At 69.1% G+C, this 25,330-nt stretch carries 20 protein-coding genes; 12 read left to right on the plus strand and 8 right to left on the minus strand.

Translation table 11 applies throughout. The features are described 5' to 3' along the window. Nucleotides 1-67 precede the first annotated feature (67 nt). The gene (locus tag F5X71_RS12805; RefSeq protein ID WP_167462137.1) at nt 68-418 is read right to left on the minus strand and encodes a hypothetical protein; all 351 of its coding nucleotides are present in this window, start codon (nt 416-418) and stop codon (nt 68-70) included. A 306-nt stretch (nt 419-724) separates the two neighbouring features. On the opposite strand from F5X71_RS12805, the gene F5X71_RS12810 reads away from it, so the two are divergent. After that, entirely contained in the window at nt 725-1,249 is a 525-nt protein-coding gene (locus tag F5X71_RS12810; RefSeq protein ID WP_167462138.1) for a hypothetical protein, read from the plus strand. On the opposite strand, the gene idi is transcribed toward F5X71_RS12810, so the two are convergent. From idi to F5X71_RS12830, 4 genes are all read right to left on the minus strand, one after another. Continuing rightward, a complete protein-coding gene (gene idi / locus F5X71_RS12815) occupies nt 1,227-1,799 on the minus strand; it encodes an isopentenyl-diphosphate Delta-isomerase (RefSeq protein WP_203218289.1) in 573 nt (190 codons plus the stop codon). The two genes, F5X71_RS12810 and idi, sit on opposite strands and share 23 nt — an antisense overlap. Next, a complete protein-coding gene (locus F5X71_RS12820; protein ID WP_167462139.1) occupies nt 1,796-2,668 on the minus strand; it encodes a geranyl diphosphate 2-C-methyltransferase in 873 nt (290 codons plus the stop codon). Before F5X71_RS12820 ends, idi begins: the two co-directional genes overlap by 4 nt. Before the next feature lie 62 nt (nt 2,669-2,730). Further along, a complete protein-coding gene (locus tag F5X71_RS12825; RefSeq protein WP_167462140.1) occupies nt 2,731-4,122 on the minus strand; it encodes a family 2 encapsulin nanocompartment cargo protein terpene cyclase in 1,392 nt (463 codons plus the stop codon). A gap of 14 nt (nt 4,123-4,136) precedes the next feature. Continuing rightward, nucleotides 4,137-5,543: a family 2B encapsulin nanocompartment shell protein gene (locus F5X71_RS12830; protein ID WP_167462141.1), complete on the minus strand. Its 1,407-nt coding sequence runs from the start codon at nt 5,541-5,543 to the stop codon at nt 4,137-4,139. 530 nt (nt 5,544-6,073) lie between these two features. On the opposite strand from F5X71_RS12830, the gene F5X71_RS12835 reads away from it, so the two are divergent. Beyond that, nucleotides 6,074-9,022, plus strand: coding sequence for an acyl-CoA synthetase (locus F5X71_RS12835; RefSeq protein ID WP_428981487.1), 2,949 nt, complete (start codon nt 6,074-6,076; stop codon nt 9,020-9,022). 116 nt (nt 9,023-9,138) lie between these two features. Further along, nucleotides 9,139-9,738 (plus strand): class I SAM-dependent methyltransferase, encoded by a 600-nt coding sequence (locus tag F5X71_RS12840; RefSeq protein WP_167462142.1) that lies wholly within the window; start codon nt 9,139-9,141, stop codon nt 9,736-9,738. Nucleotides 9,739-9,780: 42 nt separating this feature from the next. On the opposite strand, the gene rffA is transcribed toward F5X71_RS12840, so the two are convergent. Both rffA and F5X71_RS12850 read right to left on the minus strand, forming a co-directional pair. Next, the gene (gene rffA, locus F5X71_RS12845; RefSeq protein WP_167462143.1) at nt 9,781-10,920 is read right to left on the minus strand and encodes a dTDP-4-amino-4,6-dideoxygalactose transaminase; all 1,140 of its coding nucleotides are present in this window, start codon (nt 10,918-10,920) and stop codon (nt 9,781-9,783) included. Continuing rightward, the gene (locus F5X71_RS12850; RefSeq protein ID WP_167462144.1) at nt 10,910-12,028 is read right to left on the minus strand and encodes a glycosyltransferase; all 1,119 of its coding nucleotides are present in this window, start codon (nt 12,026-12,028) and stop codon (nt 10,910-10,912) included. The genes rffA and F5X71_RS12850 overlap by 11 nt, the downstream gene beginning before the upstream one ends. Before the next feature lie 354 nt (nt 12,029-12,382). On the opposite strand from F5X71_RS12850, the gene F5X71_RS12855 reads away from it, so the two are divergent. From F5X71_RS12855 to F5X71_RS12870, 4 genes are all read left to right on the plus strand, one after another. Continuing rightward, on the plus strand, nt 12,383-14,509 hold the full coding sequence (locus tag F5X71_RS12855) for a hypothetical protein (RefSeq protein WP_238815997.1): 2,127 nt from the start codon (nt 12,383-12,385) through the stop codon (nt 14,507-14,509). Nucleotides 14,510-14,533: 24 nt separating this feature from the next. Continuing rightward, nucleotides 14,534-16,762: a hypothetical protein gene (locus F5X71_RS12860; RefSeq protein ID WP_428981488.1), complete on the plus strand. Its 2,229-nt coding sequence runs from the start codon at nt 14,534-14,536 to the stop codon at nt 16,760-16,762. Nucleotides 16,763-18,112: 1,350 nt separating this feature from the next. Further along, nucleotides 18,113-18,571, plus strand: a complete 459-nt coding sequence (locus F5X71_RS12865) for a GtrA family protein (RefSeq protein ID WP_238815862.1) — start codon at nt 18,113-18,115, stop codon at nt 18,569-18,571. 10 nt (nt 18,572-18,581) lie between these two features. After that, on the plus strand, nt 18,582-18,812 hold the full coding sequence (locus F5X71_RS12870; protein WP_167462146.1) for a Trm112 family protein: 231 nt from the start codon (nt 18,582-18,584) through the stop codon (nt 18,810-18,812). A 149-nt stretch (nt 18,813-18,961) separates the two neighbouring features. On the opposite strand, the gene F5X71_RS12875 is transcribed toward F5X71_RS12870, so the two are convergent. Continuing rightward, nucleotides 18,962-19,417, minus strand: coding sequence for a hypothetical protein (locus tag F5X71_RS12875; RefSeq protein ID WP_167462147.1), 456 nt, complete (start codon nt 19,415-19,417; stop codon nt 18,962-18,964). A gap of 1,135 nt (nt 19,418-20,552) precedes the next feature. Between F5X71_RS12875 and F5X71_RS12880 the strand changes: the two genes are divergently transcribed. The 5 genes from F5X71_RS12880 to recN are packed head-to-tail and all read left to right on the plus strand — an operon-like array spanning nt 20,553 to nt 25,321. Further along, nucleotides 20,553-21,458 (plus strand): HAD-IIA family hydrolase, encoded by a 906-nt coding sequence (locus F5X71_RS12880; protein WP_167462148.1) that lies wholly within the window; start codon nt 20,553-20,555, stop codon nt 21,456-21,458. A gap of 46 nt (nt 21,459-21,504) precedes the next feature. Beyond that, nucleotides 21,505-21,777: a hypothetical protein gene (locus F5X71_RS12885; protein WP_167462149.1), complete on the plus strand. Its 273-nt coding sequence runs from the start codon at nt 21,505-21,507 to the stop codon at nt 21,775-21,777. A 1-nt stretch (nt 21,778) separates the two neighbouring features. Then, a complete protein-coding gene (locus tag F5X71_RS12890; RefSeq protein WP_167462150.1) occupies nt 21,779-22,612 on the plus strand; it encodes a TlyA family RNA methyltransferase in 834 nt (277 codons plus the stop codon). After that, nucleotides 22,609-23,568, plus strand: a complete 960-nt coding sequence (locus tag F5X71_RS12895; RefSeq protein WP_167462151.1) for an NAD kinase — start codon at nt 22,609-22,611, stop codon at nt 23,566-23,568. The genes F5X71_RS12890 and F5X71_RS12895 overlap by 4 nt, the downstream gene beginning before the upstream one ends. After that, complete coding sequence (recN, locus tag F5X71_RS12900) at nt 23,546-25,321, plus strand: DNA repair protein RecN (RefSeq protein WP_167462152.1); 1,776 nt, start codon at nt 23,546-23,548, stop codon at nt 25,319-25,321. Before F5X71_RS12895 ends, recN begins: the two co-directional genes overlap by 23 nt. The last annotated feature ends 9 nt before the right edge of the window (nt 25,322-25,330 follow it).

The raw sequence follows: 25,330 nt of genomic DNA on the forward strand, positions 1-25,330 counted from the left end.
ACCGGCCCTGCGCACGACGATGCCCCGCGCGCGGAGAGGCGGGCGGGGCATCGGGGGAGGGGGAGTGTTATGCCGCGACTGCGGTCTGTAGCAGATGCAGGACGGCGTCGGGGTCGTCCACGTCGATCACGATCCTGGTGAACGCGGCGCCGGTGAGCTCGATGCGCACCGCGCGGCCGTCGAACCTGGTGTCCCAGAACTCTTTACGGCCCTTGCCTCGGAAGGTGCCCGCGGCGATGACGCCGGGGAAGAAGGTGCCCGGCGTACGTAGCCACGGCGGACGCAGGTCGACCTCGGCCTTGGTGACCGCCGTGATGTCGGCTAGATCGAAGGTGATCTGCTCACGTAGCGCGAGCACCTGATGCCCTCCGAGCACCTGGATCGTCACGGTCGTACCGGTGACCTCGACTTCAACCATTGCGCACCTCACTTGGCCGGCGACTGCTACGACACCCAGAATGCAAGACCGACCTGGTCGTAGCCTGTGCCGTTCCTATGATTTCTCTCAGGGTTGACGACATGTCTATACGTAGATATGCGCATCGACATATGTGTGTCCATTTGTGCTGGTCAACGCGATCTCGTGTGGCACGGACAAGAACCGCAGGGACGGTATGAGATTCTCGTCATGCTCGTGCTCCACCGTTCCTGCGAGGTCCATCCGTTCCGCGACCCGCGTGCGCGGTCGCTCTGCGGGGTCCGCCCGGCGAGAAGAGGTGTCACAGTGTTGCTGCTCCGCAAGATCACCGTGACGGCGGCGTTGTCCGCCACGTTGCTCGTGCCGTTCGCCCCGGGTCCGGCGGCCGCGCTCCCGCCGGCGGGCGCCTGCGCGAGCGGCGATTTTCGCTGGACCGCCGTCGACGGCGCGATCGGCATGGCACCGCGAACGCTGACCTTCACCTCGGTCGGCGTGCTGCGGGACTGTTCCGGTGGACCCGAGGGCATCACCGGCGGCACGTTCACGGGCACGCACATCGCGAGTTCGGACTGCCTGCGTCCCGCGGACGGCCCGATCACCGTCGACGTGGTGTGGTCGAACGGGGAGACGAGCAGGCTGTGGGGCCCGTGGCCGGTCACCTTGCAGCAGCCGACGGTCGGCCCGCTGGCGGTGGTGGCCGGTCTCGGGCAGGGCAGCACGGTCCGGATCACGGCGGACTACGAGATGTTGACCCCCGAGATGATCGGCGGCTGTCTCGGTCCCGGGCTGCGCACCGGCGTCGGCAGGCTCAGCTCGGCGACGTTCCAGTGATCGCCCGCTCGGCCGTGGCAAGGACGCCCGCCAGCCACGGCGTATAGCTGCCGGGTTCGGCGATCATCCGCTCGCGCAACGCCTCCGGATGAATCCAGGCGTAGTCGGCGACCTCGGCCGGGTCCGGGCGCGGCGTCCCGGTCGTGAGCTTGCCGACCAGCACGTGGTCCCATTCGAATTCGACGCGACCGGTGGCCGCGTCCTCGGCGTGATAGCGATAGACGCCGACCTCGGTGAGCGGCGCGGCCAAGCCGAGCTCCTGCGCGAGCCGAACCGCCGCCCCCGTCTCGACCGGCTCGCCAGGGGCCGGATGTCCGCAGCAGGTGTTCGCCCACTGCGAAGGGAAGCGGGTCTTCACCGCGGCCCGCTGCTGCAGCAGCACCCGCCCCTGCGCGTCGTAGAGCAGCACCGAGAACGCGCGGTGCAGCCGGCCCGGCGCCTGGTGGGCCAGGGCCACCGAGCACGTCCCGACCGCGTGACCCGCGTCGTCGACGAGCTCGACGAGCAGGGCCTCGCGGTCGGTCAGCGGCTGGTCGGCAGAGTTGGTCACCTGCCTACCTTATCGGCGGCGATCAGCAGGTATTGGAAGCTGCCCTCTTTGTACGCGGTCAGGAACGGCTGCTCCACGCCGGTCGCGAGCTCGGATTCGGTGCGCAGTTCCCAGTAGGGGATGGTGGCCGCGGTCAGGTCGGTGACCGCGATCGGCACCAGGCCGTTGTCGGCCATTGCGCGGAAGTACTCGCTGCGCGGATGGATCATGCAGCCGTAGTGCGCGTCGATCCAGCTGACCGACGACGAGCGCCCGCCGGTGAGATCGTTGGAGCAGCCGGTGATGCAGACATAGCGGCCGCCCGGTTCCAACAGCCGGGCGAATTCGTGGAACAGCTCGAACAGATCGACGTACATCGTCGTCTCGTTCGTCCAGATGGCGCGTCTGGACCACGGCTCGAACCCGGTCTCGAGCATGTTCCGGAAATGGAACCGCACCTTCTCGGCGACGCCGCGCTGGGCGGCCTGCTCGTTGGCGAAGCGCACCTGATATTCGGAGATGGTGACCCCGTCGACCGCGCAGCCGAACCGCTGGTTGGCCATGAAGCTCGTGCCGCCGCGGCCGGACCCGCCGTCCATCAGCCGGTCCCCGGGCCGGATGTCGCCGAGGTGGTCGAGCAGCAGGTCGGCCTGCGCGGTCTCCAACCGGTGCAGCTCCTTGACGATGCGTTCCTGCCTGTTCTCCTCCGGTCCGGTCAGTACGGACAGATCGGGCGCGCCGATGCCGTAGTGATGGTGGTAAAGCCCGTCCACCTCGCCGAGTTTCGTGTTGACCCGGTCGTCGTTGGGGTTGTTGTTCCAGTACGCGGCGACCGACTTCTGGTAGGTGGTGCGCAGCACGGCATCGGTGTGCGGATTGAGCGTGGTCATGCGAGATCATCCCCTCTGGTCGCGGTAGGGCTCACAGTGCGGTACAGCGTTTTTCGGATGTTTCAGGCGTCGTTGTAGCGCTTGCTGTCGGCATGCCAGGCGCGATTTCCGCCCATCCAGGCCCAGATGCCGCCGAGGAAGCGGCGCAGTTCGGGCGAGCCCGCGGCGGCCAGCGGCGCCGCCTCGGCCTCGAACCGGTGCACGAGTTCGTCGTGCACCTCGGCCGTGCGCAGCACGGCGTCGCGCCGGGAGCAGTTCTCCTCGGCCGCGAGGACCGTCGGCAGGTTGAACTCCCTACCGTTCGAAAGGTCCTCGCGCGCCATCGAATACAGATCGTTGACCATTTGGGAGGCGAGCGCCGCCGTGGTGACGACCCGGCGGACCCGCGGATCGGCGTATTCGGCGGCGGGTACCTCATAGCCGCCGACCGCGTCGGTCGGCGCCATGCACGGTAGGAAGCTGTGCGGTTGACGGTTGGTGAGGTACTCCCACACCGGAGGCATCCGTCCGGCGCCGCGCCAGCCCGCCTCCGCGCCGAGGGCGATGAACCATCCCGCGATCTCGGTGCGCAGCCGGGCCAGCTGGGCGGCGGAGGCGTAGTGCCCCAGGTGCTCGAACGAGGTGCGGAACGCGCGCAGGATCGGGTCCGCCTCGAGTGCCTGTTCGAGCTGGGCCGCGTAGCGCACGGGTAGATGTACCGGATCCATTGCGGCCGCGGCTAGTTCGAGTCGCGGCCCCAGTTCGGCTTCGGCACTCGACGGTGTGCCGTCGGGGGCTCGGTCGTCGGCGTCCTCCTCGCAGTAGTAGTCGTCCACCGACCACTCCGAGACCGCGCATTTGGCGGCCGCGAGCAATCGGTCCGGGTCGTCGCAGTCCGGGTGCGCCAGCATGATCAGGCGGCCGAAATCGGCGTTGTGCAACTCGTCGAGCCGTCCTTCGTAGAGCCCGATCGCCTTGGCCCACAGCACGATGCCGTCGTTGACGGCGGCGGCCAGCTCCGGGTCGTCGCGCAGCGGTGGCGGGCAGTACAGCGGCGGGATTCGGTCCTCGGTCACCGTGCGCCGCACCGACCCGGTGCCCAATCCGGTTGGACCGGAAGGGATCACGCCTCGCACCCGGTCCGCGAGCGGTGCGTCGGTGGTGGCGGCCGCGATCGCGCCGACGACCACCGGCGGTGCCGCACCGGTGGACGAGATGACGTCGGCCACGCTACGGCTGGTGCGCAGTCCCACGGTGCCGAGACCGGTAGGTCCGAGGAGTCGCAGCGGAGCTGCGCGCGAATCACCTTGCGCGAGAACCGGATCACCCATGTCCGGGGGAGTGGCCGGTGGTTCGGGAGCCCCGCGCGGCAGGACCTGCGGAGCCAGTGCGCCGAGGCCGGAGAGCAGCGCGGTGACGGCGGCGGCGACCTCGTGGGTGGCCGGCGGTGCCACGGCGCGGGAGAACACGGACATCGCTCATCACCCCGTCAGTCGGCGCGCCGGGCGACTAGGACGTTGTCGAGTATGCCGAGTGCGTCGGGTACGAGGACGGCTGCGGAGTAGTAGCAGCTGACGAGGTAGGAGATGATGGATTGGTCGTCGATGCCTTTGAATCGTATGTTGAGGCTTGGTTCGTATTCGTCGGGTATGCCGGTTTGGTGTAGTCCGATGACGCCTTGGTCTTTTTCGCCGGTGCGCATGGCGAGGATGGAGGTGGTGGCGGTGTCGGTGACGGGGATTTTGCCGCAGGGGAGGATGGGTACGCCTCGCCAGGCGGGTACGCGGTGGCCGTCGATGTGGATGGGGTCGGGGTAGAGGCCGCGTTTGCTGCATTCGCGGCCGAAGGCGGCGATGGCTTTGGGGTGTGCGAGGAAGAGTTTGGTGCTGCGGCGCATGCTGAGTAGTTCGTCCATGTCGTCGGGGGTGGGTGGGCCGGATTCGGTGGTGATGCGTTGTTTGAGGTCGCAGTTGTGGAGTAGGCCGAAGTCGGGGTTGTTGACGAGGTCGTTTTCGCGGCGTTCGTAGAGGGCTTCGATGGTGAGTCGGAGTTGTTGTTCGATTTGGTTCATGGGGTCGTTGAACAGGTCGGCGACTCTGGTGTGTACGCGTAGCACGCTTTGCGCCAGACTCAACTCGTACTGCCGCGGCGTCGTCTCGTAGTCGACGAAGGTGCCGGTGAGCAGTGGTTCCCCGCTGTGCCCCGAGGCGACCTCGATATCGGCCTCGCCCTTGGCGTTCTGCGGCCGCGCGGACGCGGCGGCGGCGCGTTGCAGTTGCCTGCGCAGCTCGGGCGCGTTCTCGGCTACCTCTTGGGCGGCCTGGCGGGAAAGTACGAGAACCGTGGTCCGGGTGACGGTCTTGACGGTGGCGGGCCAAATGGCATCCGGGTCGGTAAGCGTTTGTTCGCCGAAGAAATCGCCGCCCGCCAGCATGCCGAGTTTGGTCTGCTCGCCGTATTCACCGGAGCCGAGTTTGCTCAGTTTTCCGTGCACGATGAGCACGACCTGATGCATCGGATTACCGAATTCAGCGACGACGGTGCCGGGAGCCAGGTCGCGCTGCTCGAATCGTTCGGCGAGGCCGGCCAGCACCTCCTCGTCGGCGAAATCGTGCAGCGGTGGGAGTTCGCGGAGTTCCAAAGGGATCACGCGTGCCCGTGACCCGTCGACGCTGAATTCCACCTCGCCGTTGCCGAGGGTATGGGTGAGCCGCCGGTTGACCCGGTACACACCGCCGTTGACCTGCGTCCATGGCAGCATGCGGGTCAGCCAGCGCGAGCTGATGCCCTGCATCTGCGGTTCGGACTTGGTGGTGTGCGCCAGATTGGCGGCGGCGGAGGTGCTGAGGCTCTTGCGGACGTTGTTTTCCGCGTGGACTGGCATTTCGATGGTCATGCGTGGTCCTCCCCGAGAGATAGGGCACCGATACGATGAGCGCGAAACGGCTTTACTGCACCACGAATAGGCGGGCAGGAAACCCGCGAAACTGGATTGATCGAGCGAAATGTCTTACACGACAGTGTGTTCCAGACGGCACGAGTTTAGTCCCGGCGGTGCGGCCCGCGCAGCGAAATATCGCAGATGTCCGTGCCGCGGCGCGGATGGTCACGACACGCGAGCGATCGAAACAACGCCGGATAACGGTGTGCGCGCGAACGGTGAATCGGCGGACAGCGGGCCCGCCGATAGCTACCCTCCCGCACCGCGACCGAGCCCGCGCGGACATGGATCGGGTCACAGCAGCCACATAATGGACACGTGATGTGGGAAGCTCGACTGAACATGTTGTCGGCGTACTTCTCGGGGACCGGAAGGGACTCCTTTTCGGCGGAGTGCGCCGATCTTGTGTGCCACGTTCTAGGGTAGGGCCAGGAGCGATTGTGAAGTTCAGCGCGAAGGATTTGGTCGGGTCGGTGCAGCGGTTGATGGCGACCGCGCAGAACGGCCTCGAGGTCATCCGCTTCGGCGGGTTGACCCATGATGTCGAGTCGTCCCCCTTCGAGGTGGTCGAGCGCAGGCGCATGTACCGATTGCGGCACTACTTCCCCGACGACACCACCCCGGACCGGCCGGTCGTATTGCTCGTGCCACCGCTGATGGTGAACGCCGACATCTGGGACGTCAACGCGGAGGACGGTGCCGTCGGCATCCTGCATCGCGGCGGAATCGATTGCTGGGTGGTCGATTTCGGTTCCCCCGCGAAGGAGGAGGGCGGCTGGGAGCGCGATCTCGCCGACCACGTGCTCGCGGTGAGCAGCGCGATCGACGCGGTGACCGAGGCGACCGGCAGCAGCGTGCACCTGATGGGGTACTCCCAGGGCGGCATGTTCGCCTACCAGGTCGCCGCTTACCGGTACGGCAAGGGCGTGCAGAGCATCGTGACCTTCGGCAGTCCGGTCGACATCGTCGCGGGCATGCCGTTCGGGCTGCCCTACGGGATGGTCTCCGACGTCGCTGATTTCCTGGCCGATCATGTCGTGACCCGCCTGCCGATCACCGATTCGATGGTGCGGATCGGCTTCCAGATGCTCGACCCGATGAAGACGGCCAAGGCCAGAATCGACTTCCTGCGCCAGCTGCACGACCGGGAGGCGCTGCTGCCGAAGGAGCGGCAGCGCCGGTTCCTCAACAGCGACGGCTGGGTCGGCTATGCCGGGCCCGCCGCCGCGGATCTGCTCAAGCAGTTCGTCGCGCACAACCGGTTGATGTTGGGCGGCTTCGTGATTCGCGACCATCCGGTCTCGCTGGCGGAGCTGAAGTGCCCGATCCTCGCGTTCGTCGGGGAGGTGGACGACATCGGTCAGCCCGGTGCGGTGCGCGGCATCGTGCGCGCCGCGCCGAACGCGGAGGTCTACGAGGCCACGCTGGTCGCCGGGCATTTCGGTCTGGTCGCGGGCAGCACCGCGACCAACCACACCTGGCCGCTGGTGCGGCAGTGGGTCGACTGGCTCGAACGAGATACCTTGCTGCCGCCGGAGATCCATCCGATGGTCGATCAGGTCGAGACCAACCGGCCGCGTTCGGCGGCCACCCGCGTGGTGCACACCGCTGCCTCGCTGGCCGAGGCGGGCGCTGGCGTCGGCAAGGCACTGGAGGGCATCGCGAACAACACTGTGCGCGGCTCGGTGGAGCTGGCGGGGGAGGCCGCGCGGGCGTTGCCCCGGCTGACCCGCCTCGGCATGATCCAGCCGCACACCAGGATCTCGCTCGGCAGGCTGATCGCCGAGCAGGGCAGGCGGGCGCCGCTGAAGGACCTGTTCCTCTTCGATGATCGGGTGCACACCAACGCCGCGGTCAACGTGCGCATCGACAACGTGGTGCGCGGGCTCATCTCGGTCGGCATCCGGCCGGCGATGCGGGTCGGTGTGATCATGGAGACCCGCCCGAGCGCGCTGGCGACGGTCGCCGCGCTGTCGCGGCTCGGCGCCGTGGCGGTCTTGCTCGCGCCGGGCAGTGAACTCGTTCGCGCGCTGGAGCTCACCGGCGTCGACACGGTCGTCGCGGACCCGGAGAACCTGCGGCACGCGGCCGAGACCGGCGCCAGGGTGCTGGTGCTCGGCGGTGGCGACGCGAGGCAACTCGATCTGCCCGCCAACGGCCGGGTGATCGACCTCGAGCAGATCGATCCGGCGCAGGTGAAGCTGCCCGGCTGGTACCGGCCCGACCCGGGGCTCGCCCGCGAGCTCGCGTTCGTGCTCGTCACCGGCACCGGCGACCGGCTGGAGACCAAGTACATCACCAACCATCGCTGGGCGCTGTCGGCCTTCGGCACCGCGACCACCGCCGACCTGAACCGCAGGGACACGGTGTACTGCCTTGCGCCGCTGCATCATTCGTCGGGCCTGCTGGTCAGCCTCGGCGGCGCGATCGCGGGCGGCAGCCGGATCGCGCTGGCCAGGTCGCTGGACCCGGCCCGGTTCGCCGAAGAGGTGCACCGCTACGGCGTCACGGTGGTCACCTACACCTGGACCATGATGCGCGACATCCTCGACGCCGAGGTGTTCCCCACCGGGCCGTATTCACCCACCCCGTCGGCTTCGCCGACTGCCAACCCCCAGTGGCACCCGATCCGGCTTTTCATCGGCTCCGGAATGCCCGCCGGTTTGTGGCGGCGCACGGCCGAACAGTTCGAACCGGCGCGGGTGGTGGAGTTCTATGCCTCCATCGAGGGCGACGTGGTGCTGGCCAACGTCAAGGGCGCGAAGCGCGGCTGCAAGGGCAGGCCGGTGCCGGGCACCGCTCGGGTGGAGCTGGTCGCCTACGACCCGGTCACCGAGGAGATCCAGACCGACGAGGCCGGTTACGCTCGTCGCTGCGCGGACAACGAGGTCGGCCTGCTGATCGGCAAGGCGACCGAGGGCGTCGACATCTCCGCGGGCGGGCTGCGCGGTGTCTTCGCGCCCGGTGACTCGTGGATGCCGACGGAGAATCTGTTCCGGCGCGACGCCGACGGCGACTACTGGCTGATCGACCGCAAGGACACCGTCATCCACACCCGGCGGGGACCGGTGTTCGGCCAGCCGATCGTGGACGTGCTCAACGACATCACCGCGGTGGACATGGAGGTCGCGTACGGTTTGGCGGTCGGAGACCACTGCATCGCCGTCGCGGCGGTGTGCGTGCGCAAGGGATTGCGCCTGGAACCCAAGGACGTGACCGAGGCGCTGCGCGCCCTCGACCCGGACCAGCGGCCCGACGTGGTCTACGTGGTGGACGAGATCGCGCGCAGCGCCTCCTACCGCCCGTCCACCCGGGCGGTGCAGGCGGCGGGCCGACCCGAGCCGGGCCCGGACACCTGGTGGTACAACCGCGCCTCCGACGCCTACGAGATCCTCACCGAACAGGACGCGGCCGCGGTGCTCGGCGACCGATAGCCGTTCGCGCGCCGCCGAATTCACCAGCTCGAACCGCCCGCATGTGCGTGCGGCGGCCGCGCGCCGTAGCATCCCACGCTGACGTTGCTGTCCGATTCTGTCCCCAGGGGTATTTGGTGCGATCGAGCCTGATCTATCGCAACGCCACCGTCTACGAGTTGCTGATGCGCGCGCTGTACGGGCGGCACTACGCCGCCCGGTATCGCGCCGTCGCGGAGCTCGTGCCGGCCGGCGCGAGCGTGGTCGATCTGTGCTGCGGTCCGGCGACCCTGTACACCCGGTATCTGCGGCAGAAGTCGGTCGAGTACACCGGGTTGGATCGCAACGACGGATTCGTCGCCGCACTCACCGCGGCCGGTGGGCAGGGACAGGTCTGGAACCTGAATTCCGCCGCGCCGCTGCCCGCGGCGGACTATGTGCTCATGCAGGCCAGCCTCTATCACTTCCTGCCCGACCCCGCGCCGGTGCTCGAGCGCATGCTGGCCGCGGCGCGCGAACAGGTGATCATCGCCGAACCCGTGCGCAACCTGGCCAGCAGCGACAACCGGGTGCTCGCGCTGCTCGGGCAGCGTTTCACCGACGCGGGCGACGGCGCGCAGGCGCACCGGTTCACCGAGGCGACCCTCGATGAGTTCCTCGGGCGCTACCCGGACCGCCTCGCCCAGCGGTCACTCATCGCGGGCGGGCGCGAAAAGCTGTACGTGCTCAACGCTTGAGCCCGGCCGCCAAGCGCCGCCACGGTGCGGGGCGGCCGGTCGTCAGACGGTGAATTCGGTGATCGCCTCGACCACGCGCGCGATCTGCTCGTCGGTGAGGTCGGGCCAGAGCGGCAGGCGCACAACGGTTCCGGAGAACTGCGCGGTGCGCACGCACGGATACGGGGTGCGCCCGAGCTTCAGCCCGGCCGGGCTGGAATCCAGCGGCACGTAATGGAACGGTGCCACGATGCCCTTGCCGCGCAGGTGGGTGATCAGGTCGTCGCGGCGGTCCTCGTTCGGCGTGCGCAGGTAGTAGAGGTGCGCGGTGTGCTCGCGGTCGGCGGGCACGGTCATCAGCCGAACGTCGTTGCGGGCGGCCCACTCCGGGAGCGCGGCGGCGTAGGCGTCCCACACCCGGTGCCGCCCGGCCTGGATGGTGGCGAACTCGTCGAGCTGGGCGTCGAGCACGGCGGCGTTGAGCTCACTGGGCAGGTAGCTGGAGCCGATGTCCTGCCAGGAGTACTTGTCCACCGCGCCGCGCAGGAACCGGGCCCGGTCGGTGCCCTTTTCCCGGATGATCTCCGCCCGCGCCATCAGGATCTCGTCGGTGAGCAGCAGCGCGCCGCCCTCACCGCAGTGCACGTTCTTGGTGTCGTGGAAGCTGAGCGTGCCGAGCGCGCCGAGGGTGCCGAGCGCGCGCCCGCGCCAGCGGCCGCCGAGCCCGTGCGCGTTGTCCTCCACGATGGCGAAGCCGTGCGCGTTGGCCAGCTCGAGCAGCCGTTCCATGTCCGCGGCGACACCGCCGTAGTGGATGACGACGACGGCCTTGGTGCGCTCGGTGAGCGCGGCCGCCACCGATTCCGGATCGAGATTGCCGGTGTCCGGATCGATGTCGGCGAACACGCAGGTCGCCCCGCGCAGCGCCATCGCGGTCGCGGTCGAGGTGAAGGCGAAGCTCGGGACGATCACCTCGTCGTCGGGGCCGAGTTCCAGCAGCAGGCCCGCCATCTCCAGCGCGGAGGTGCACGAGGTGGTGAGCAGCGCGTGCGGCGCCTCGGTGATGGTCTTCAGCTTCGCGGTCGCCGACGCGGTGAACGGACCGTCGCCGTGGCTGTGATCGGAGCCGAGCACGGTCTCCAGGTTGGCCAGTTCGCGGCGGGCCCGGAACGGGCGGCTGAAGATGATGCGGTCAGTGGTCAACCCGGTCGTTCCCCCTGTTGGCAGTGGTGGTCAGCGGCCGTGCGGCGGCGGTCGCGGTGTCGTTGGGTTGCTCGACCGCGCCGGTCTGCGGGCGCGGTGTCGGTGAATCGACGGTCAGGTAGAGCGGCTTGCCGACCAGAATATGCAGTGCCACCCCGAGGTACTCGGCGATGAGACCGAGCGAGAACAGGATCGCACCGGAGACGAGCAGCAGCACCACGATCATCGACGCCCAGCCCTCGGGCGCCCAGTTGTCGGTGGTGAGCGCCTCGTAGACGATGTACGCGGCCAGCAGCCCACCGCCGAGCGCCAGCGTCACGCCGAGCATGCTGACCAGGCGCAGGCCGCGAGTTCCGCTGCACAGCACCATCTTCCAGAACAGGGAGAACAGTCGGCGATAGTTGTACCCGGATTCCTCGCGGCCCTCCGCGCGCAGCACCACCGGCACCTGCGCGACCGCGCCGACCACCCAGGTGAGCGCGACGTCGAGGTACACCCCGTTGGACGCGACCTCGGCGAGCTGGCGGCCGATGGCGCCCCGGATCAGCCGGTAGCTCTCGAACCGGGTGGAGTCCGGGAACGCGAACAGCGTCGCGAGCACCAGCTTCGCCCCGCGCGAGGTGAGGTTGCGCAGGAAGCCGTGCGGGCGGGTGTTGCTCGGCTTCGAATAGACCAGCTCGGCGCGTTCGGTCAGCGCGGCGTCGAGGAAGGTGCCGATGAACCGCGGATCGTGCTGGCCGTCCTCGTCCATGGTGACGATCCAGTCGCCGTGCGCGGCGGACATGCCCGCGATGGTCGCCGCGTCCTGGCCGAAATTGCGGCTGAGCCAGAGGGTGCGCACCTCGGGGTAGTCCCGCTCGAGCTCTTGCAGCACCACATCGGATCGATCGGGCCCGTGATCGTGCACGAGGATGATCTCGTCGATCTGGAAGGCGACCCCGCCGGGGGTGGTGCCGGGGCGGGTGAGCTCGTGGAGCTCGGCGACCAGGCCGCCGATGGTGTCCTCACCCCGGTAGATCGGCACGACGACGGAGATCCCGTGCGGTCGGGCGGACCGGCCGTTCGGTACGGCCGCGGAACGGGACGTCTGCGTGGACGGAATCGGCATCAGCTTGATCGACTTTCGATGACGGTGCGTGCCGGTAGCTCCCGCGGGACAGCAGGGCCCGAGCCGTCCAGAACTCTAACATGATGCGGGTTTCCGATTCCGGGGCTGCACATCCCCCCATCATCGACGCGGCGGCGGGCTGATGCCAAGTGCCACACCGCTGTGTAGGGTTTGGAACTCGTGACGGAAAGCGCAGTGTCGAGGGTGGTGCTCCCCGGGTCCGCCGAGGTCAACACGGCTACTTCGGTCGAGCCGCCCGCGCATGCCGGGTCCGAACCGGCGAGCGCGGCGCCGCCCGTGCGCGACGGTGCCCGCCGTGAGGTCTACCGCTGGGGCGCGGTCACCGTCGTCGGCGTGCTCCTCGGTTATGTCGCGGTGCTGCTCGCCAACGCGCGGCACTTCTATACCGACGACACCGAATCCCAGTACACCGGACTGTGGATCGGGCTCGGTCGCGCGTTGCGCGACGGCACCTTCCCGGTGCTGGTGCCCGAGCGGTGGATGTCGGGCAACAATACGATGGACGACGCGGGCCTGTTCAACCCGCCGCAGCTGCTGATCGATCTGATCGCGCCGTCGGTGGACAACATGGCGCTCTACGCCACCGTGGTGAAGCTGGTCTTCGCGATCATCTCGGCGCTGGGCGTCTACCGCATCTGCCTGGCCTACGGCGGCAGGCCCGCCTGGTCGGCGGTGGCAGGCATCGCGTTCCCGCTCTCGGGCTTCTTCCTGTTCTTCGACGAGGCCAGCTGGATGACCGCGCTCACCGGCACGGCCTGGCTGGTGCACGCCTGGGCCGCGTCGGTGCGTTACACCCGCGGGCAGGGCGGGCCGATCCCGGTGTTCGTCTATCTCTATCTGACGATCTCCACGCAGTACATCTTCCCCGCGGTCGAGGCGGCGCTGATGCTGCTCGCGGTCGCGGTGGGCGAGCTTGTGTACCAACGCAAATGGCAGCCGGTGCTGCGGCTGACGATCGTCGGCGGGTGCGCCGGGCTGGCCGGGCTGCTGACCTTCCTGCCGAGCATGCTCTCGGCCAAGGTGACCTGGCGCGGCACCATGGAGATCAATAACGACCAGTTCCTCACGGTGCCGTGGTCGGAGTCGCTGAACGCCAGCCTGCCGAGCGCGATGCCCGCCTTCACCTCGTGGTGGGGGTACGTGCAGCCGATGCCGGTTACCTACATCGCCTGGTTCCTGATTCCCGCGCTGGCCTTCATCGACTGGCAGCGGGCCAGGACGGCCTGGCGGGAGCTGACCGGGGTCGTGCTCTTCGCGGTCGTGATGCTGATGTGGTCGGCAGGGCCGGGGTCGATCGGACCGTTGCGCTGGCCGGTCCGGGTGCTGCCGATGCTGGCCATCGGGCTGCTGGTGCTGGTGTGCGTGCTGCTCGGGCGCTACGCCACCACAAGGGATCTGAAGAACCGGACGATCGCGGCGGGCGTGCTGATCTTCCTGCTGTTCGTGCGGACCTTCTCCGCCGACCCGCACCAGGTCGGCTGGCATGTGCTCGCGGTCGCGGCGGTCGTCGCGCTCGGGGCGGGCGTGCTCTGGCTGGACCGCACCAAGGGCACCGCCATGGCGTGCGTGCTGGCGATCGTCGCGATGTTCCCGATCGCCTACCTGCAGGTGAACGCCGCGCAGCCGACCCCGATGACCTGGAACCTGCCGACCAACCGCTCCGCGGCGCAGGCCGCGTTCCCGGACTTTCCTGGCACCACCCTGCAACTCGCCGAGCGCGGGCTGGTGCAGTCGGGGGACAAGAGCCTCGAAGGTGCCTACGGTTCCCTGGTTTTCGGCAACTACGCCAAATCCCTGGAGCTCAGCTACGTCAACGGCTACACGCCCACCGGCCACTTCTATTTCGGTGAGCTGCTGTGCATGCGCTGGGACAGCAGCGTGTGCCCGGACGCGTTGCGGCGCATGTTCGCACCCGAGCCGACCACCGGGCGCGACCTGGCCGACCTGATGAAGATCGACCGGGTCGTGTTGCAGCGGGCACTGTTCCCGGACGCGCGGAACCAGCCCGCACCCGAGGGCTGGAAGTGGGTGGACTACCCGGGACACGAGCGGTTCATCTCGGTGCTCGAACGCGTCGACGGGCCGATCTCTACCGTGAACGGACGGGTGTCGGCCACCAAGAACGCGACGGCGACCTCGATCTCGGAGACCGACACCACCAGCCGGGTCCGGGTGAGCGCGCCGGCGGGCGGCAAGGTGGTGTTCGCGCGCCTGGGCTGGCCCGGCTACCGGGTCACCTTGGACGGCAAGCAGATCCCGATCACCACCGTGGCGAAATCGTTTGTCGCCGTTGATCTTCCCGCGGGGACCGAGAACGCCGAGCTGGTCCTGACCTGGCGTCCGCCGGGCTGGAAGATCGGCATCGCCGCGCTGGCCGCCGGGATCGTCGGCACCGGTGTGCTGCAGTGGTTGTCCGTGCGTGCGCGGCGACGGACAGGGGAGCAGCCCGCGGCGGTGTGATGCCTGTAGGGTCTGGGACTCGTGGTGGAAAGCAGCAGCGCGCTCGCCCGGCGGGACGTGTACAAGTGGGGTCTGATAACCGCACTCGGCGTGATCGCCGGATACGGTGCCGTCCTGCTGGCCAACATCCGGCACTTCTACACCGACGACACCGAGTCGCAGTACGCCCCGCTGTGGGTGATGCTCGGAAATCGCCTGCGCGACGGGCAATTTCCGGCGCTGGTCCCCGAGCACTGGATGGCGGGGAACTACACCATCGAGGAGGCGGGCCTGCTGAACCCGCCGCAGCTGCTGATCGATCTGATCGCGCCGTCGGTGGACAACGTCGCGCTCTACGCCACCGTGGTGAAGCTGATCTTCGCGGTCGTCCTCGGTCTCGGCGTCTACCGGATCTGTCTGGCCTACGGCGCGAAGGCCCCGTGGGCGGCGGTCGCGGGCGTGAGCATCCCGTTCACCGGATGGCTGCTGTTCTTCGACGAGGCCAGCTGGTACACCGCGTTCGTCGGCACCGCGTGGCTCGCGCACGCGTGGGCGTCCGCGGTGCGCTACGCGCGCGGATCCAGCGGGCCGATCCCCACCTTCGTGTTCCTGTACCTGGCGATCTCGGTGCAGTACATCTTCCCCGCCGTGGAAGCCGGGCTGATGATCGCCGCGGTCGCCGTCGGTGAGGTTGTCTACCAACGCAAGTGGCGGCCGTCGCTGCTGTTGCTCGGCACCGCGGGGTGTGCGGCGCTCGTCGGCCTGGCCACCTACCTGCCGAGCATGCTCTCGGCCAAGGTGACCTGGCGCGGCACCGCCCAGATCAACAACGACCAGTTCCTCACCGTGCCATGGTCGGAATCGCTCAACGCCAGCCTGCCCAGTACGCTGCCCGCCTACAACTCCTGGTGGGGTTATGTGCAGCCGATGCCGGTCGTCTACATCGCCTGGTTCCTGATCCCGGCGCTGGCGTTCATCGACTGGCGCAAAGCGCGGGAGAACTGGCGGGAGTTCAGCGCCATCGCACTGTTCGCGATCATGGCGCTGATGTGGACCGCCGGGCCCGGTGCCATCGGCCCGCTGCGCTGGCCCGCGCGGGTGCTGCCGATGGTGGCGCTCGGGCTGCTGGTGCTGGTGTGCGTGCTGCTCGGGCGTTACGCCACCTTCGACGGCTGGCGCAGGCGCGGTATCGCCGCGGGTGTGCTGATCGGGTTGCTGTTCGTGCGGTCGTTCTCCGCCGCGCCGCGCGAAGCGGGCTGGCATGTGCTCGCGGCGGTGGCGGTGGCCGCGCTCGGGGCGGTGGCGGTCTGGCTCGGGCGCACCAGGGGGACGGTCGCGGCCTGCGTGCTCACGCTCGTCGCGGTGTTCCCCATCGCCTACATCCAGGTGTGGGCCGCGCAGCCGACCCCGATGGGCTGGAACCTGCCGACCAACCGCTCCGAGATGAAGGCCGCCTTCCCCGACTTCCCCGGCACCACACTGCAACTCGCCGACCGCGGACCGATCGCGCCCGGCGAACGAAACCTGAAGGGCGCCTACGGGTCGCTCGTCTTCGGCAACTACGCCAAGGATCTCGAGCTCACCTACGTCAGCGGGTACACACCGAACGGGCACTACTGGTTCGGCGAGATGCTGTGCATGCGCTGGGACACCAGCGTCTGTCCCGACGCGTTCCGGCGCGCGTTCGCCGTCGAACCCGCCACCGGTCGCACCATCGTCGACCTGATGAAGGTCGACCGGGTCGTGCTGCAACGCGCGATGTACCCCGATGCCCGCGAGCAGCCCGCGCCGCCCGGCTGGAAATGGGTCGACTACCCCGGCCACGAGCAGTACATCTCGGTACTCGAACGCGTCGACGGCCTGCTCTCCACCCGCGACGGGCGCGTCGCGGCCGCCCTCGGCGTCACCGCGACCTCGGTCGCCGAATCCGACCTGACCAGCAAGGTCCGGGTCGGCTCCGAAACCGGCGGCCAGGTCGTCCTGGCCCGCCTCGGCTGGCCCGGCTACCGCGCCACCCTCGACGGCAACGAGCTCCCCACCCACCTGATCGCCAAAACCTTCCTCGCCGTGGACATCCCACCCGGCACCGAGAACGGCGACCTGGAACTGACCTGGCGCCCCCCAGGCTGGAAGGTCGGCGCCGCCGCCATCCTCCTCGGCCTCGCCGGCGCGGGCGCACTCCAGTGGTGGTACATCCGCCGCCGTCGCGAGGACGAGGTCGTCGAGGCGTCCGGCACCATCGGCGAACCGGATCTGGCCGACGCGTCGCACTGACCGTGCGGGGGAGTCGTTCGGTCTCGGCCTCGTTGGTGCGGGTGCGCTCCTGTGGTGGTGCATCCGGGGCCGTCGCGAGGACGTGGTCGTGGAGGCGTCGGTCACCATCGGCGAACCGGATCTGGCCGACGCGTCGCACTGACCGTGCGGGGGAGTCGTTCGGTCTCGGCCTCGTTGGTGCGGGTGCGCTCCTGTGGTGGTGCATCCGGGGCCGTCGCGAGGACGTGGTCGTGGAGGCGTCGGTCACCATCGGCGAACCGGATCTGGCCGACGCGTCGCACTGACCGTGCGGGGGAGTCGTTCGGTCTCGGCCTCGTTGGTGCGGGTGCGCTCCTGTGGTGGTGCATCCGGGGCCGTCGCGAGGACGTGGTCGTGGAGGCGTCGGTCACCATCGGCGAACCGGATCTGGCCGACACGTCGCTCTGGCCGTGTGGGGGAGTCGTTCGGTGTCGGTCTCGTTGGTGCGGGTGCGCTCCTGTGGTGGTGCATCCGGGGCCGTCGCGAGGACGTGGTCGTGGAGGCGTCGGTCACCATCGGCGAACCGGATCTGGCCGACACGTCGCTCTGGCCGTGCGGGGGAGTCGTTCGGACTCGGCCTCGTCGGCGCGGGTGCGCTCCTGTGGTGGCGTATTAGGCGCCGTCGCGAGGACGTGGTCGTGGAGGCGTCGGTCACCATCGGCGAACCGGATGTGGCCGACACGTCGCTCTGGCCGTGTGGGGGAGTCGTTCCGTCTGTCCCTGACTCGGCCGATGTCGCGCTGGGCGGCGGTACGACTCGACGTGGTCGTTCATCGGCTGTTGGTGGTGCTGGGTTGAGATTTGTCGACGACGAGGCGTGCTGTGGGCGGGGCGTTTGTGCCGTTCGTGCAGTACCCAGGGCGGCGCGCGTCGAGGGATTTGCGGCTCGTGGCCGGGCGTGGCGGGGTGGTCGTGGAGGAAGGGGGCGGTGGCGACTAGAGTGCCTGGCGCGACGGGAGGTGGCGCCTGGTGGATTTCGACGATGACCGCAGCGCGGCGTCCGCACGCACCGAGGAGGTGACTCGCGTGGTGCCGCTCGGCCCGAAACGCCCCGACGGATATGGCCTGCGCACCGGGGATCCCAGCGAAGAGACGTCCGGATCGATGTCGGGTGTGCCCGCGGCGGGGAGTCGAATCGCCTTGGGGGACATGGGGGATTCGGGTATCGGGGCGGAGGCTGCGGTAGCGGGTGCTGGGGTGGAGGCTGGGGTAGCGGGCGCTGGGGTGGAGGCTGCGGTAGCGGGCGCTGAGGTGGAGGCTGCGGTGGCGGGTGCTGGGGTAGTGGGTGCGGGGGTGCAGGCTGGGGTAGTAGGTGCTGGGGTGGAGGCTGCGGTGGCGGGTGCTGAGGTGGCGGAGAATCCGGGGCCGCTGTTGCGATTGGTGCGGCGGCAGGAGCTGGCGTTCGCGGTGGTGGGTGGGTTCAATACCGTGCTCGGCATCGGGATGACCGTGGTCTGGCTCGCGGTGCTCGGCGACAGTGTGCCGCCCTCGGTGGCGGTCGCCGCGGCGTACGCGGTGAGCATCGCGGTCGCCTTCGTACTGCACCGGACACTGGTGTTCCGGGTGCGCGGGCACGTGCTGCGCGATTTCCTGCGCTTCGTGGCGGTGAATTCCGGTGGGCTGCTGCTGAATATGGTGCTGCTGGAGCTGGCCGTCTCGGTCTGGCATTTCCCGGACAAACCCGCCGCGGTGGTGGTGATGGGCTTGGTGGCCGTCGCCAGCTATTTCGGCCACCGTCACATCTCGTTCCGCCGTCGACCGCCGGTCGAGTCGAGTGAGATCGTCGGGTAGGTTTTCGGTCATGTCGGAGCACACCACCTTGGACGCCACGCTGTTGAGCCTGCTGGCCTGCCCGCAGGACAAGGGTCCGCTGCTGCTGGTCCGCGCGACCGAGGGCACCGTCCTGTACAACCCGCGCCTGCGTCGCGTCTACCCCATCGACAACGGCATCCCCGTGCTGCTCATCGACGAAGCCCGCGACGCCACCGACGCCGAGCACACCGACTTCGTCGCCCAGCCCGTCGAAAACTGACCCGCCCGACGTCGAATCGCCGGGATTCGTCCTGGACGCCTGATCACCAGGTAATGGTGGCGGCATCGGCCGAGAGGGCAACGCCACCATTACCTGGTGATCAATTGTCCAACTCGGGGAAGTCGCCAGAGGCGAGGTGGGTTCGGGGGTCAGGCGATGAAGGTCGCGGAGGTGACCAGGACGTCGGCGTAGCTGAGGTACCAGCCGTTCCAGGTGTCGGCGGTGTGCAGGTGGATGGCGTGGCCCGTGGCGGGGCCGGTGGTGATCGCCCAGAGGCCGTTGCCGTACCCGGTGGCCGTGCTGCGGGTGCCGTCTGACCAGGCGAGTTCGGCGGTGCTGAGCGCGCCCGGTGCGTTGAAGGGAACCGTGACGGTGACGCGTGCGGCGTCCACACCGGGCAGCAGCGGGCTGGTGCATTCGCGCAGGTCCACCTCGCGCCGGATGCTCTGCCCGACGCTGCCGGTTCCGGGCACCAAGCGCCCGCTCATCATGCTGCCGACCCGGCACCCGCCGCTGTCGTCCGCGCTCGCCTGCGCCTGCCCCGAACCGGCCAGCGCCGCCGCGCACAACAGCGCGGGCACCAGCGTCCCGGCACGAACCACCATGGCACCACCTTCCCGCGCCATGGCCCGCCCCCGAGCCCGACGCCGACGACTTGATCAGCAGTTTAACGCCCCGCCCACCACGCCGACCGGGTTCTGATCACTCGCCGATGCCCACGCCGCGCTCTCTACCCGCCGCCGCGGCCTTCGCCGAAACCGCACGGACTCTCTTCTTTGATGCCACACCATCCGGTGTCGTCATCACGGTGCCTTCCCCGCTGAACCCCGTTGAGCGAATCAGGCCGGAAATATCGTTAGATCCACAGTCTCATCCGAACTAGCTCCGCGGCCTCGGCCGTAACCGCACGGACTCTCTTCCTCGATGCCACACCATCCGGTGCCGTCATCACGGTGCCTTCCCCGCTGAACCCCGTTGAGCGATTCAGGCCGGAAATATCGTTAGATCCACAGTCTCATCCGAACTAGCTCCGCGGCCTCGGCTGGAACCGCACGGACTCTCTTCTTTGATGCCACACCATCCGGTGTCGTCATCACGGTGCCTTCCCCGCTGAACCCCGTTGAGCGAATCAGGCCAGAAGCACCGTTAGATCCGCAGTCCCGCGCGACGCCGAAGTCGGGACCGGGCCTTCGCCGAGGGGGCGAGGCCGCGTCTCCGCAGTGCGGCACGCATCGCTGCGGGCCGCGCATCCCACCGAACGTAAGTCAGGCGATCTGCGTCGGCCTGAGTAGGAGCCCTGTTGGTCGCGACTGAATGTAGGCCGGGGGCGATCTGTGTCGGTCTGAGGGGGAGTCGTGTTGGTCGGGACTGGGTGTGGGTTGGGGGGTGTGTCGGCTCGAGGGGGAGTCGTGTTGGTCGCGGCTGGGTGTGGGTCGGGGGTGATCCGTGTCGACCTGAGGGGAACCGTGCTGGCCCGCTTGAATGTAGGCCGGGAGCGATCCGTGACGGCCAAGGTGGAATTCGGCTGGCCGCGAAAGTCCTTGTTCGGCGAGCTCCTGGGCAATCGGGGCTCGCGCACCTCGACCCCTGAAGCACGCGTGGGATTCGGTGGGGTGAACCGGCGGGGGTTCGTGTCGGCGCTCTGGCGTAATGTGCGGGTGTCTCGGAGCTGCCGTGGGGGAGCGGCGGGGTCGGTCCGGCATCCGGGTGGATGCGAAGTTCGGTGACACGGAGAGTGGTGTGAAGCGGCTACGAGATCGCTACGAAGCCTTGCTGCTCGATCTGGACGGCACCCTGTATCGGGGTCCGGTGGTGATCGAGGGCGCCCCGGCGGCGTTGGCGGCCGAGGACGCGCAGCGGCTGGTGTATGTGACGAACAATGCCAGTCGCGCACCGGCGACGGTCGCGGCGCACCTGGCCGAACTCGGATTCGCCGCGACCACCGACGACGTGGTGACCAGCGCGCAGGCGGCGGCGCGACTGCTGGCCGAGCGCCTCGCCCCGGGCGCGGACGTGCTCGTGGTCGGCACCGACGACCTGGCCGCCGAGGTCGCGGCGGTCGGCTTGCGCCCGGTCCGCCGCTTCGACGGTGCCGCGCCCGCCGCTGTGGTGCAAGGACATTCACCGCAGACCGGCTGGCCCGAGCTCGCCGAGGCCGCGTACGCGTTGCGGTCCGGGGCACTGTGGGTGGCTGCGAACACCGACAAGACACTGCCGAACGAGCGCGGTCTGGCCCCGGGCAACGGCGCGATGGTCGCCGCACTGCGCACCGCGACCGAGCTGGCGCCGCTGGTGGCGGGTAAGCCGTTCGCACCGCTGATGGCGGACGCGCTGGTGCGCGCGGACACCCGCAGCGCGCTGGTGGTGGGTGACCGATTGGACACCGATATCGAGGGCGCGAACGCGGTCGGGCTGGATTCGCTGCTGGTGCTCACCGGCGTCAGTACCCTGGACGAGCTGAAAGACGCGGCGGCCGAGTTCATTCCGACCTTCGTGGCCGACTCGCTCGACGCGCTGAACCAGCCGCCGATTCCGGCCGAATCGGACATCGATCCCAGCGACCTCGCCGCCGAGTTGGCCGAGCTGTTGCGGCGCAACCCGGGACGAGCCGTGACGGTTCGCGCGTCTGGTTCGCAAATCCGATAGCGTTGACCGCACGATGACTACTCCTATGCCCCGCCCAGGAATGCCGATGCCAGGTGCCAGCGGACCCCGCCCCGGGGTGCCGCTGCCCGGCCAGCATCTGCCGGGCGCACCCGGGCGTCCGGAGCCCGCCGATCCGGAGCGCATCCGCAGCGAGATCGATGACCTGCTCACCGAACTCGTCACCCGCACCGGCCGGCCGACCGAGCAGGCGACGGCCGAGAGCGCGGAGACCGGCGCGGACCTCACCCGCCGCGCGCGGATCCTGGAGCAGGCGCACGACGTGCTCGTGCAGGCCCTGGCCACGGTGGACAAGATCTGAGGTGGCCAGACGCGCGCGCGTGGACGCCGAACTGGTTCGCCGCGGGTTGGCGAGATCGCGAGAGCACGCGGTCGAGCTGATCGGCGCCGGACGCGTCCTGATTGCTGGAACGGTCGCGGTCAAGCCGGCGACCGCGGTCGAGGCGGGTACGCCGCTGCTGGTCCGGGAGCAGCCCGACGAGGTGTCGTGGGCCTCGCGTGGCGCGCACAAACTGCTCGGCGCGCTGGCGGCCTTCGAACCGGCGGGGCTCACCGTCGCGGGCAAACGCTGTCTGGACGCGGGCGCGTCCACCGGCGGCTTCACCGACGTGCTGCTCTCGCGGGATGCGCGCGAGGTGGTCGCGGTGGATGTCGGCTACGGCCAGTTGATCTGGCGGCTGCAGAACGACGACCGGGTGCGGGTGGTCGATCGCACCAACGTGCGCAACCTCACCCTCGAAATGATCGACGGCCCAGTCGAGTTGGTGGTCGGTGACCTGTCGTTCATCTCGCTGGGCCTGGTGCTGCCCGCGCTGGCCGCGTGCGCCGCGCCGGGCGCCGATCTGCTGCCGATGGTGAAGCCGCAGTTCGAGGTGGGCAAGGACCGGGTCGGTTCCGGCGGCGTGGTGCGCGATCCGGCGCTGCGAGCCGAGGCGGTGCGCGAGGTGGCGACCGCGGCGGCGGCGCTCGGCCTGTACACCGAGGGCGTCACGGCGAGTCCGTTGCCCGGTCCGTCGGGCAATGTCGAATACTTCCTGTGGCTGCGTAAGTCCGGTACGCCGGACGGCAGGCCCGAAGGCGACGAGGCGCGAGTTGCCGCCCTTGTCGAGCGTGCGGTTGAGGAGGGTCCACAGTGAACGCGCCGACCAGGTCCGATAGCCGGGAGATTCTGCTGGTGTCGCATCCCGGGCGGGCGGAAATCATCGAGACCGCGCACCGGGTGGCGAAGATCTTCGCGGACGCGGGCATCTGCCTGCGGGTGCTCGACGACGAGGCGGACAGCACCCGGTTCGAGGACGAACCGGGCGGCTATCCGGTACGGGTGGTCGCGCACGGCCCCGCGGCCGCGGTCGGCTGCGAGATGGTGCTGGTGCTCGGTGGTGACGGTACTTTCCTGCGGGCCGCCGAGCTGGCCCGCACCGCCGGTGTGCCGGTGCTGGGAATCAATCTGGGCCGCATCGGTTTTCTGACCGAGGCCGAGGCCGAACACCTCGATGACGCGCTGGCCCACGTGGTGCGGCGCGACTACCGCATCGAGCACCGGATGACCATCGACGTCAACGTCCGGGTGGACGACGAGGTGGTGCAAAGCGGCTGGGCACTTAACGAGGCCAGCATCGAAAATGCCTCGCGGACAGGCGTATTGGAGCTGGTGCTGGAGGTCGACGGCAGGCCGGTCTCGGCGTTCGGCTGCGACGGCATCCTGATCGCCACCCCGACCGGTTCCACGGCGTACGCGTTCTCCGCGGGCGGCCCGGTGGTGTGGCCGGAACTCGAAGCGCTGCTGGTGATCCCGAGCAACGCGCATGCCCTGTTCGCCCGGCCGCTGGTGACCAGCCCGGAGTCGCGGATCGCGGTCGAGGCGGCGGCCGAGGGACACGATGCGATAGTTTTCCTGGATGGCAGGCGCACACTGGACCTGCCGCGCGGTGGCCGGTTGGAAGCGGTGCGCGGCGCGGAACCGGTGCGCTGGGTGCGGCTGGATTCCGCGCCCTTCGCGGACCGGATGGTGCGCAAGTTCCAATTGCCCGTGACAGGCTGGCGTGGCCGACGGCGAACGGAGAGCACACATGCTGACAGAGATCAGGATTGACGGGCTTGGCGTTATCTCGACGGCCACCGCGCAATTCCACGAGGGTCTCACGGTTCTCACCGGTGAGACGGGTGCGGGCAAGACCATGGTGGTCACCAGCCTGCACCTGCTGAGCGGTGCGCGCGCCGATGCCGGGCGGGTCCGGTTGGGCGCCGCGCGCGCGGTGGTCGAGGGCCGCTTCACCGTCGACGATGTCAACGACAGCGCCCGTGCCGAGGTGGCACAGGTGCTGGAATCGGCTGCGGCCGAACAGGATGACGACGGCAGCATCATCGCGATCCGCACCGTCGGCAGCGACGGCCGTTCCCGCGCGCACCTCGGTGGCCGCAGTGTGCCCGCCGCGGTGCTCGCCGATTTCACCGCGCCGCTGCTGACCGTGCACGGTCAGAACGACCAGTTGCGTCTGCAGCGCCCCGATCAGCAGCTGGCCGCGCTTGACCAGTTCGCCGCCGACACCGTAGGTCCGTTGCTGCGCAAATATGGTGTGCAGCGGCGCTCTTGGCTCGACGCCCGCAACGAACTGCTCGAACGCACCGCGCGCAGCAGGGAATTGGCGCAGGAGGCCGATCGGTTGCAGCATTCGCTGACCGAGATCGACGCCATCGCACCCGAACCCGGTGAGGACGTGCGCATCGTCGAGGACGTGCGCAGGCTCAGCGACCTGGATTCGCTGCGCGCGGCCGCCGCGACCGCGCACGACGCGCTCGCCGGATCGCCGGAAACGCCCGAAGACGGTTCCGGCGCACTGGAATTGCTCGGCGCCGCGCGCTCACGCATCGAGTCGGCCGACGACCCGAAGCTCACCGCGCTGGCCCCGCGGCTGGGCGAGGCGATCGCGGTGGTGGTCGATCTGACGACCGAACTCAGCGGTTATCTCTCGGAGCTGCCCTCCGATCCGGGTGCGCTGGACTCGCTGCTCACCCGGCAGGCCGAACTGAAGTCGCTCACCCGCAAGTACGCCCCCGACATCGACGGGGTGCTCGCCTGGGCCGACGAGGCGCGCACCAAGCTCGGTTCGCTCGACGTGTCCGAGGAGGCGCTCACCGCGTTGGCGGCCGAGGTCGATATCGCCGCCGAACGGGTGCGGGAGGCAGCGGGCAAGCTGAGCGCCGCGCGGAAGAAGGCGGCGGGCAAACTCGCGTCGGCGGTGAGCGCCGAGCTGGGCGGGCTGGCCATGGGCAAGGCGAAGCTGGAGGTCGAGGTCCGGCCGGTGCCGGCCGGACCGCAGGATTCCGCGCCACTGCTGGTCGGCGGGACCGAGCTGCACGCGGGGTCGACGGGTGTCGACGAGGTGGAGTTCCGGTTGTCGGCGCACTCGGGCGCGCAGTCACTTCCGTTGAGCAAGAGCGCTTCCGGCGGTGAACTCTCCCGGGTGATGCTCGCGCTCGAGGTGGTGCTCGCCCGCTCCGATCACGGCGCGACCATGGTGTTCGACGAGGTCGACGCCGGGGTCGGCGGCCGGGCCGCGGTCGAGATCGGGCGCAGGCTGGCCCGGCTCGCGCGCACCCATCAGGTCATCGTGGTCACGCACCTGCCGCAGGTGGCGGCCTTCGCCGACACCCACCTGGTGGTCGACAAGTCCGACGACGGCAAGGGCACGGTGAACAGCGGCGTGCGGGCGCTGACCAAGGACGAGCGGGTCATCGAGTTGGCACGCATGCTGGCCGGTTTGGACGACACCGAAACCGGCCGGGCACACGCGGAAGAACTGCTGGCGACGGCGCGCGCGGAGAAGTCCGGCGCGGCCGTCTGAGCGCTACCT

Source organism: Nocardia brasiliensis, from assembly GCF_011801125.1.
GTDB lineage: Bacteria > Actinomycetota > Actinomycetes > Mycobacteriales > Mycobacteriaceae > Nocardia > Nocardia brasiliensis_C.